The sequence below is a fragment of the Neobacillus sp. SM06 genome, from assembly GCF_050496765.1.
Taxonomy (GTDB): domain Bacteria; phylum Bacillota; class Bacilli; order Bacillales; family Cytobacillaceae; genus JAEVLT01.
The window spans coordinates 24,434-33,902 of the sequence record NZ_JBNWEO010000021.1; the positions used below are offsets into that span (position 1 = coordinate 24,434).

9 protein-coding genes and 1 pseudogene are annotated in these 9,469 nt (G+C 40.5%); 7 read left to right on the forward strand and 3 right to left on the reverse strand.

Annotated features, from left to right (window positions below; genetic code table 11):
• Positions 1-117: 117 nt before the first annotated feature.
• Together proC and namA are read left to right on the forward strand one after the other, a co-directional pair.
• On the forward strand, positions 118-951 hold the full coding sequence (gene proC / locus ACQYAD_RS18180) for a pyrroline-5-carboxylate reductase (RefSeq protein ID WP_430240470.1): 834 nt from the start codon (positions 118-120) through the stop codon (positions 949-951).
• A gap of 80 nt (positions 952-1,031) precedes the next feature.
• Positions 1,032-2,060: an NADPH dehydrogenase NamA gene (namA, locus tag ACQYAD_RS18185; protein ID WP_430240472.1), complete on the forward strand. Its 1,029-nt coding sequence runs from the start codon at positions 1,032-1,034 to the stop codon at positions 2,058-2,060.
• Between the two features lie 81 nt (positions 2,061-2,141).
• On the opposite strand, the gene ACQYAD_RS18190 is transcribed toward namA, so the two are convergent.
• Positions 2,142-2,471 (reverse strand): hypothetical protein, encoded by a 330-nt coding sequence (locus tag ACQYAD_RS18190; protein ID WP_430240474.1) that lies wholly within the window; start codon positions 2,469-2,471, stop codon positions 2,142-2,144.
• A 40-nt stretch (positions 2,472-2,511) separates the two neighbouring features.
• Here ACQYAD_RS18190 and ACQYAD_RS18195 point away from each other — a divergent pair, with 40 nt between their 5' ends.
• Entirely contained in the window at positions 2,512-3,507 is a 996-nt protein-coding gene (locus ACQYAD_RS18195; protein ID WP_430240476.1) for a hypothetical protein, read from the forward strand.
• 40 nt (positions 3,508-3,547) lie between these two features.
• Here the strand turns inward: ACQYAD_RS18195 and rnz are convergent, their stop codons facing one another.
• Positions 3,548-4,465 (reverse strand): ribonuclease Z, encoded by a 918-nt coding sequence (rnz, locus tag ACQYAD_RS18200; protein ID WP_430240478.1) that lies wholly within the window; start codon positions 4,463-4,465, stop codon positions 3,548-3,550.
• A 250-nt stretch (positions 4,466-4,715) separates the two neighbouring features.
• Here rnz and zwf point away from each other — a divergent pair, with 250 nt between their 5' ends.
• Complete coding sequence (gene zwf / locus ACQYAD_RS18205) at positions 4,716-6,206, forward strand: glucose-6-phosphate dehydrogenase (RefSeq protein WP_430240487.1); 1,491 nt, start codon at positions 4,716-4,718, stop codon at positions 6,204-6,206.
• Positions 6,207-6,249: 43 nt separating this feature from the next.
• On the opposite strand, the gene ACQYAD_RS18210 is transcribed toward zwf, so the two are convergent.
• A complete protein-coding gene (locus tag ACQYAD_RS18210) occupies positions 6,250-7,530 on the reverse strand; it encodes a DNA polymerase IV (protein WP_430240480.1) in 1,281 nt (426 codons plus the stop codon).
• A gap of 282 nt (positions 7,531-7,812) precedes the next feature.
• Here ACQYAD_RS18210 and ACQYAD_RS18215 point away from each other — a divergent pair, with 282 nt between their 5' ends.
• From ACQYAD_RS18215 to ACQYAD_RS18225, 3 genes and pseudogenes are all read left to right on the forward strand, one after another.
• Positions 7,813-8,214, forward strand: coding sequence for a hypothetical protein (locus ACQYAD_RS18215; protein WP_430240482.1), 402 nt, complete (start codon positions 7,813-7,815; stop codon positions 8,212-8,214).
• A 73-nt stretch (positions 8,215-8,287) separates the two neighbouring features.
• Complete coding sequence (locus ACQYAD_RS18220) at positions 8,288-8,959, forward strand: ATP-binding cassette domain-containing protein (RefSeq protein WP_430240483.1); 672 nt, start codon at positions 8,288-8,290, stop codon at positions 8,957-8,959.
• A pseudogene (locus ACQYAD_RS18225) lies at positions 8,925-9,469 on the forward strand (ABC transporter permease); the annotation flags it as partial. The gene ACQYAD_RS18220 and the pseudogene ACQYAD_RS18225, both read left to right, overlap by 35 nt.

Sequence of the window (9,469 nt, forward strand, 5' to 3'; positions counted from 1 at the left end):
GGGAAAATGAAGGTGGTACCGCGGAAGCCTAGACCTTTCGTCCTTTAATGGATGAGGGGTCTTTTATTTTTTTACGAATTCGTTCGCGGTGAAAAGACCAAAAAGGAGGAAATTTTCATGAAGAAACTTGTGTTCATCGGTGCCGGTTCCATGGCAGAAGCACTGATTTCAGGAATAGTTGAAAACCAGTTAGTGGATGGCAAAGATATTTGGGTCACCAACCAACAAAACGAGAAAAAATTAGCTCTGTTACAAACGCAATATGGCATTCATTACACATATGACTTACGCCTGCTTTTTCAAGGGGCGGATGCAGTCATTTTAGCCATGAAGCCAAAAGATGCTGCTACCGCCGTTTCTAAAATAAAAGACTATTTAACAAAAGATGTTCTCCTCATCTCCGTATTGGCAGGCGTTTCAATCGAGACAATTGAAACGTTGGCGGATCAGCAGCTTGCGATTGCCAGAGCGATGCCAAATACATCTGCCGCCGTCGGAAAATCAGCGACAGCGATTGCCGTCAATCAGCGGGTAACCGAGCAGCAGAGCCGGATCATTAGCGAATTATTTGCGACTGTTGGCATGACAGCATTTGTTGCCGAAGACGACCTTGACGCTGTTACAGGGCTTTCCGGAAGCGGTCCGGCCTATATTTATTACCTTGTGGAAGCAATGGAAAACAGTGCCGCAGAAATTGGTTTAGAGCGGGCAATGGCAAAAGAACTGATCGTGCAAACGTTGATCGGAGCAGCGGAAATGCTGAAAACATCCGAAAAATCACCAAGCCAATTGCGCAAGGAAGTTACAAGCCCTGGCGGCACAACCGAAGCCGGTATCCAGATTCTCCAAGAAAATGGTGTTCAAGAAGCCTTTATCGCTTGCATCAAAGCGGCAGCAGCCAGATCTCGTAAAATGGGTGAAGAGTTAACTGAAAGGTTCCAACTATCCTGACAGTGCATGCTTGATTTTTTCTAATTTGCGCCTCCTTTGCTATACTGGAGTTGTGAAAATTTTATCCAGGAGGGTTTGAAATGCCAGTTAAATTATTTACACCCTACACCGTTAAGGGCGTTACCTTGAAAAATCGGATTGTCATGTCGCCGATGTGTATGTACTCAAGCCACAATGAAGATGGAAAAATCCAAAATTGGCATCGTACCCATTATGTATCGCGGGCAGTCGGCCAAGTGGGGCTTGTTATTTTGGAAGCAACAGCTGTTACACCGCAAGGCAGGATTTCTCCGCAGGATTTGGGGATTTGGAGCGACGACCATATTGAAGGGCTAAAAGAACTGGTCGATATGATCAAAGAACACGGCGCCAAAACCGGCATCCAGCTCGCCCATGCCGGTAGAAAGGCTGTACTGGAAGGAGAAATTCTGGCTCCATCGGCCATTGCTTTTGATGAAAAAAGCAAAGCACCAAAAGAAATGTCAAAAACCGATATTCATGAAACAATTGAGGCTTTCAAACAGGGCGCACTCAGAGCGAAAAAAGCCGGATTTGATATCATCGAGCTTCATGGTGCTCATGGATACTTAATAAATGAATTTTTATCTTCGCTGTCAAATAAACGGACAGACGAGTATGGAGGTTCGGCTGAAAATCGCTACCGCTTCCTAAGAGAAATCATTGAGGCTGTCAGAACAGTCTGGGATGGACCGCTTTTTGTTCGGATATCTGCGAATGATTACCATGAAGACGGAATGACGCCAAACGATTATGTACCCATGGCCAAGTGGATGAAAGAACAGGGGGTTGACTTGATCGATGTCAGCTCGGGTGCGGTTGTACCGGCACATATTCATGCTTACCCCGGTTATCAAGTTAAATTTGCTGAGCAAATCAAGCGGGAGGCTGAAATGGATACAAGCGGCCTTGGTTTAATTACCTCCCCTGTCCAGGCAGAAGAAATTATCCAAAACAATCGAGCGGATTTAGTTTTTCTCGGACGGGAATTGCTTCGCGATCCCTACTGGCCGCGAACGGCGGCAAAAGCACTTGGCGTAGAGATCGAAGCGCCGAAGCAATATGAACGCGGATGGAAATCACTACTTTAGAGGATGGCAGCGTGCCATCCTTTTTTCCGTTTTTAAAAATACACACTATCACCAGTAAGTGCTACACTATTCCTGGATGATTCAGCCAAGTAAGTCGGACATGCTGCCATAGCGAAGAATGATCATATAGCCAATCGCAAGTGTCAAAAGAAAGAAAACAAGAATTTTCCCCGGTTTTTTTCGGCGAAGTAACATACTAATAAGGATAATTGAAAAAAACAGAAGCAACCCATTGACGCTGTAAAGCAGGATATGCTCCCAAATCGACAAATGCTTGTTAGGCTGCAGCATTGCTTCTACACTACCATTGCTGCCACGTTTTTCTAAGTTGTGGGCAAAGAATGGCTGAGCCCATACCGACGAAACCGTAAACACTAGGAAGAAAAGAACAGAAACCCGTTTCGTTTTCAAAAAAATCTCTCCATTTTAGTAAAAGTAAAGGGGATACAACATGAACTATTACAAATTATGGGCAATCGCCCTCTTTTTAAAAGTGATCGGCTCTTCCTGGGATGCCTCTTACCATTTTAAATATTTGTTCGAAGAATATTCCATCCCGCATCTTGTGAATTTTTCGGGTTTTATACTCGGCGGTATCTTGCTGTTTCAGGAATATCGCAAACCATTTTACTTATCTGTTTCATCAAAAATTTGGATTACGATTGGCTATATTCTATTTATTATCGGAATACCGCTCGATTTTACGTATCATTTACTAAGGGGCATTGACTTGACCACCTGGAGTCCGACCCACTTTATTTATTATGTAGCGACGGGCGTGATAATTTACGGAGTTTGGACAGGCTATTATCACTATCATCCGGTACCGCCTTCTTGGAAAAGCCTGCATACTTTCTGGGCCTTTTTCATGGTCGAAGTATTGCTATTTCCTAACATGCAGCAGGAAAACGGAGCCATCTCCCTTTATGAATTTCTTCACCACCAAAGCATTGCTTCCAAAGAAATTCTCGAGCTAATCAAGGATCCCAAGTCGCAAATTTTCGGCGGAGTGCCCGATTGGGTATATCCTGTTTACGGCTCTTCGGTCATCATTTTATTGTCGACAATCATGGCAAAGATGCTAAAGGATTTACGAATTGTGCTTGCGGGGACTGCAGGCTACATCCTTTATCGCTATGCGGCAAAGTTTATTTTTCACCTGGTTGTCTATCCGACCTCTTTCGTCCCGATTATGGCAATCGGTATTCCACTTGTCTTGTATTTTAGTCGGAAAGTTACAGTACTTTCAAGCATTCTCGCCGGTTTGGCGTATTTTAGCCTTTTGGAGTTCTTTTCCGTATCAGGCTTAGCCATCACACCGCCCGTATCGTGGGCAATGTACCCGCTCGTTCTTGCCGGCAATGTGATTGCGTTTTATATTGGAAAGTATGCTTTAAGACTCTATAAAAAAAGTTCAATGTGGTTTAAAAAAGGGGTATTGGCGTAAATGAAAAAGCACTTATAAGGATCACAAGTGCTTTTTCATTTTATAGTATCGATATTTCTTTAAAATCTTCTGCAATATCTGTATGAGGGAAAACCTCTTTCGCTTCATTCACTAATTTTGTCAAGAAGCTGCGATCATAGCGGGAACTGATATGCGTCAGACAGAGCGCTTTACTGCCCGCCAGTTTGGCAATTTCAGCGGCTTGATGGGTGGTTGAATGAAAATAATCGTGCGCGAGTTTTCCTTCACTTTTTGCAAACGTCGCTTCATGGATCAGCAAATCGGCGCCTTTTGCTAAAGCGACTGCATTTTGGCAAAAGCGGGTGTCACCAAGAATCGTCACAATCCGTCCTTTTTGCTTAGGTCCGAGAAACTCGCTCGGCTCAATCACCGTGCCATCGTCCAACACAACAGGTTCTTCGTTTTTAATTTTTTTATAAATGGGTCCAGGTTGAATGCCCGCTTTCTGTAACTTTTCTGCAAGCAGCACTCCCGGCTTGTCCTTTTCGACAATTCGATATCCATATGATAGGATGCCATGATCGAGCAGCCGAGTCTCTACGCTGAATTGATCATCGGCAAAAATGACGCCTTCTTCGATTTCGACAATTTTTAAAGGATATTTTAAATAAGTCTGGCTAATTGAGAGGCTCACCTTTATATATTCTTCAATCCCTTTTGGGCCATATAAAGTGACCTCGCTCTCGCCGCCTTGAAACGAACGGCTTGACAACAAACCGGGAAGTCCATATAGATGATCTCCGTGAAGGTGGGTAATAAAAATTTTTTCAATTCGGCGCGGCTTAATCGACGTATGTAAAATTTGGTGCTGGGTCGCTTCGCCAACATCAAACAGCCAAATTGCCCCCCGCTCTTCCAATAATTTAAGGGCAATGGATGTAACATTGCGCAGTTTTGCCGGAACTCCCGCACCTGTTCCCAAGAAAAAAATATCCACCAGAAAAACTCCTTTCGTCTGCAGCTATTTCTACTATACCATAAGTTGCTTTAATCGCTGTTTCGCCACTAGTACGGACATCACCCGCTTGTTGATAATCGCATTTTTGTACATGTATTGCATTATATTTGCGAAATCTATAGGAAACGGCTAAAATTTTGTATTTGTAAGGCAAATTAAAACGTCTTTATTTTTGCTACATAAGAATCTACTTGAAAAGAGGTCTTTAATCGTGAGTCAAACTGAAAATATGACTTCATTAATTATGATATTCGGGGCAACCGGAGATTTAGCTAAACGCAAACTTTTTCCTTCTCTTTATCGCTTATTTGAGAGAGGACGATTGTCTGAACAATTTGCCGTAGTTGGGGTGGCGAGACGACCTCTTTCGAACGATGAGTTTCAGCAGTCGGTAAAAGACTCCGTTCAATCGGCTTTAGGAAAAGACGAGCGAATCGATGAATTTGCTTCCCATTTTTATTATCATTCACATGATGTTACAAATTCAAGTTCGTACCAAACGTTGAAAACAATGGCCAATGAGCTTGATGAACATTACCATTTAGGAGGAAACCGGATCTTTTATCTAGCAATGGCACCTGAATTTTTTGGAACAATCGCCTTGCATTTAAAATCAGACGGCCTAACCGATGTGAAAGGCTTCAAGCGGCTTGTGATCGAAAAGCCATTTGGCCATGATCTGGCTTCGGCAAAAGAACTGAACGAGCAAATCCGCACGGCATTTTCTGAGGATGAAGTGTACCGGATTGATCACTATTTAGGGAAAGAAATGGTTCGCAATATCGAAGTAATCCGGTTTGCCAACGCCATTTTTGAACCACTATGGAACAACCGCTATATTTCAAATATTCAAATCACTTCAAGCGAAACTCTTGGAGTCGAAGAACGCGGCCGCTATTATGAAACAAGTGGAGCACTAAGGGACATGTTGCAAAACCATATGATGCAAATGGTCGCCTTGCTTGCGATGGAACCGCCAATCAAACTGACAACCGACGAAATTCGTGCGGAAAAAGTAAGAGTGTTCCGCGCTGTTCGAAACGTTGAAGGCGAAGATGTCCATAATTATTTTGTCCGGGGTCAATATGGCGAGGGGACAATCGATGGCAAACAAGTACCCGCCTATCGCGATGAACCAATGGTTGACAAGGAATCAAATACGGAAACCTTTGTGGCTGGAAAAGTCATGATTGACAACTTCCGCTGGGCCGGAGTTCCGTTTTACATTCGTACAGGAAAAAGAATGACGACGAAATCAACAAAAATTGTCGTTCAATTTAAAGATATTCCAATGAATCTTTACTATCAGACGGAAAAAGAATTGAACCCGAACCTTCTAGTCATTCATATTCAGCCTGAAGAGGGCATTACGTTGCATTTAAATGCAAAAAAAGCAGGCGGACATTTGGATGCACAAGAAGTAAAGCTGAGCTTTGCAAACAGTGGAGTAAATGCAATGAATACGCCTGAAGGATATGAAAAGCTCCTTTACGATTGCATGCGCGGTGACGCAACGAACTTCACACATTGGGATGAAGTTGCCTACTCTTGGAATTTTGTCGACAAAATTTCAGCTGTCTGGGAAAAAAGCAAAGAGAACTTCCCGAACTATGAATCGGGTTCGATGGGTCCGAAAGCGGCAGATGAACTTTTGGAAAAAGACGGCTTCTTCTGGTGGCCTGTAACCGATCTTGATGTGGACAATTGCCAAGGGAAATAATAACAAAAGCACATGTAGCATTTACATGTGCTTTTGTTAGTTTTCATTCTTCTTTGTGATCTGTCTGTTTCGGAAACGATCGCAAAAAATCTTTATTGAAGCTTGTTTCCGTTCCGATGCGGTACCCCGGATCGACTTGATGCAAGCCTGCTGTTTCAATAATATTTTTTCCATATTTCGTCCGGAGTTCGGACATCGCTTTATATAATGGTTCTTTCTGAGCTTCTTGTTCAAATGAAAACAAATCAAGCTGTTTGAAAGCATGCTCCTGATCAACAAGATCAAAACCGGTGATTCCCAAAAGCCGGACAGGATCACCGCTCCAATGCTTAAGAAGCAGTTTCTTAGCCAACTCACCGATCTCTTCTTTTCGGCTGATCGCGTTATCCAGCTTTTTACTTCTCGTAATCGTTTTGCGATTTTTGTAACGAATCGTAATCCCAAGCGTGGTTGCAAGAACATTTTTCCGTTTTAGGCGCGTTGAAACCTTGTCGGCTAGCGAATCCAAGATCGAAAATAATTCCTGTTGATTGGCAATATCTTTTGGCAAGGTCGTTGAATTGCCGATGCTTTTAAAATCAGAAACAGACTCCGGGTCTACTGGCCGATAATCGATTCCATTGGCTCGTTCCTTTAAGCGGATCCCGTTGATACCGAGCAGTGCTTTGAGTTGAATTTCATTCCCATTTGCTACATCTCCAATAGTAAGGATTCCGATTTCTTCTAGCTTACTCGCCGTTTTTTTGCCGACACCGTGCATTTCAGCAGCAGATAATGGCCAAAGTACCTTCTCTATATCCCGTTTGCGGAGCACGGTGATGCCAAGCGGCTTTTTCATATCAGAAGCCATTTTTGCTAAAAATTTATTCGGTGCCACGCCAATGCTGCAGGGCAAATCCAGTTCATTCAAAATACGCTTCTGAATACTCTCAGCGATTTGAAGCGGTGCTCCAAGTTCAAAGCTTTCGGTTATATCAAGATACCCTTCGTCAATTGAAACGGGCTCCACCAAATGAGTATACTGTCTCAGTAGTTCAAACATTCCAAGTGATGCAGCCCGGTACCGGTCAAAATTCGGAGGCTTCACAATTAACTGTGGGCATAGCTTCTTTGCTTCCCAAAGCGGCATTGTTGTTTTCACGCCAAACTTTCGCGCTTCATAACTGCATGTCACAATGATTCCCCTGCGTTCCTCAACATTTCCGGCAATCGCAAGCGGCTTTCCTTTTAAAGAGGGATCATATGCCATTTCAACAGAAGCGTAAAAACTGTTCATATCAACATGTAAGACGACTCTACCTTTTTTCGGATACATCTCATTCATCCATGGCCACTTCCTATAATCCATCAACCTTCTACTTGATTGTAACAAAAATCGAATGAAAAAAAGTTAAAAACACTCAAGCTAATTGCTTAAAAAACGATTTTTCTGTCTGTAATACCCGTAAGCCCTTTTTTAGAGCCTTAGTGAAAAAACAGTAAAAAGAGTAATTATTAAATGGTAAATTAATATTTTTTTAGATTTTTTTACAAAAAAGGATAGACAAAATTTTGGACAAAACCTTATTATTTATTTAGTTATGAAAATTCAAACAAAAGAAAGGGGGTGAACAAAATTAAGAAAACCAAACGCCTTTTAGTAGTTTTTTCAGCGGTATTCTCTATTTTATTTGGTGTACTGATTTCTGATGCATCGGCAGCCAGTAACCGAATCACTTTCTACAGAGGTTCATCTTTAGCTTGGTCAAAAGACTTTGTTGAGTGGTATTACAATGGTTCTAGCATTTCATCAAGTTCTGCTTGGCAATCAGCCGGATGGATTTTTCCTAACATTGTTAGAACCAACGGAATTACAAAGTATTACACTTCAACCAGTCTGAGGAAGTACAGAGGTTCGAAAACAATTTCAGCTGGAGTTCCTACACCTTGGGGAGATGTCAATCTCTACAGCTCAGATTTCATTGATTATTTTGCCATAAAGGCAAATGGTTCTTACAGCATTAATTAAAAGGATTAAAGGAGAGTCCCTGAAAGGGATTGGGGACTTTTCTTTCCCAAGAAAGTCCAAAAGAAGGTGAAGTATGATTGAACTTATTAATTTAACAAAATCTTATAAAGACAATTTAGTTTTAGAAAAACTAAATATTAAATTGAAGGAAAATAAAATATCATTTATTATGGGAGAAAATGGTGTCGGAAAAACAACACTACTAAAGTGTCTCTTGAAATTAGAAAAATATAAGGGCATTGTTTTGTATGATGGAAAAACATTCGATGAAATCAGAAAGTCTATTCACGTTATTTATGATGACTCTCCTCTTTATCTAAATTTATCTGGCTTTAAAAATATTGAACTTTTGTCAAACAAAGAAATAAACAAAAAAGAAATTAAAAATGCAGCCTTGAAATATTTTTCAGAGGAACAGTTAAAGACAAAGGTAAAATCCTATTCCTATGGACAAAGAAAAAAAATAAGTTTAGTAATAGCGGAACTGTCACAACCTAAATATTTGTTTATGGATGAAGTATCAAATGGTTTAGACTACGAAACTATGACTGATTTAAAACGCACCTTAAAAGAATGGTCGAAAAAAATGACCATTATTGCAACTGGACACCAGTTTGAATTTTACGCCGAGATTATTGATGAATTATTTATTATAAAGCAAGGAACAATGTACGAACTGAAAGATTTTAGGAAGAAAGGAATTGATTTGGGTGATATTTACACAAATTATGCGAAGCAATATTAAAAAAGAGCTTACTTACCAATATTTTTCTCGTGTATTGCTTCTTACATTTATTGTGATTCTTTTCTTCTCGTTATGGAATTTGTATTTACAAATGAAAGAAGCTCAAGATTATTACAGTCAATTCTTGAAAACCAGAGCTGAATTTGTAAGTGATGGAATTAGCATCGAAGAAGCACTTAAGCAAAAGTCCAATGTGCAACTAAAAAAAACAAATGGTGGTGAAGTTGCGACTATCGATAATGTTTTAAGATATGACTATGATAATGTTGTAACATCAATATATATCTCCCAACCTAAAAAATCAATTACACTTACCTTGGAATGGATGACATTTTTATTTTTTCCATTTATTTTTACTATGTATGGAATTTATGTAGGAACTTATGATTTTAGATATAAAACGATTAAAATAAGATCCGTACAAGATAAATGGAAACATATTTTATTATCAAAACAATTATCTATATATATAACAACATTAGTAATTGTTTCATTAAATATATTACTTTT

What these genes read in the sequence shown, in the direction of transcription:
- proC (WP_430240470.1), top strand. Translation starts at nt 118, where the DNA reads ATGAAGAAACTTGTGTTCATCGGTGCCGGTTCCATGGCAGAAGCACTG.
- namA (WP_430240472.1), top strand. Translation starts at nt 1,032, where the DNA reads ATGCCAGTTAAATTATTTACACCCTACACCGTTAAGGGCGTTACCTTG.
- ACQYAD_RS18195 (WP_430240476.1), top strand. Translation starts at nt 2,512, where the DNA reads ATGAACTATTACAAATTATGGGCAATCGCCCTCTTTTTAAAAGTGATC.
- zwf (WP_430240487.1), top strand. Translation starts at nt 4,716, where the DNA reads ATGACTTCATTAATTATGATATTCGGGGCAACCGGAGATTTAGCTAAA.
- ACQYAD_RS18210 (WP_430240480.1), bottom strand. Translation starts at nt 7,530, where the DNA reads ATGAATGAGATGTATCCGAAAAAAGGTAGAGTCGTCTTACATGTTGAT.
- ACQYAD_RS18220 (WP_430240483.1), top strand. Translation starts at nt 8,288, where the DNA reads ATGATTGAACTTATTAATTTAACAAAATCTTATAAAGACAATTTAGTT.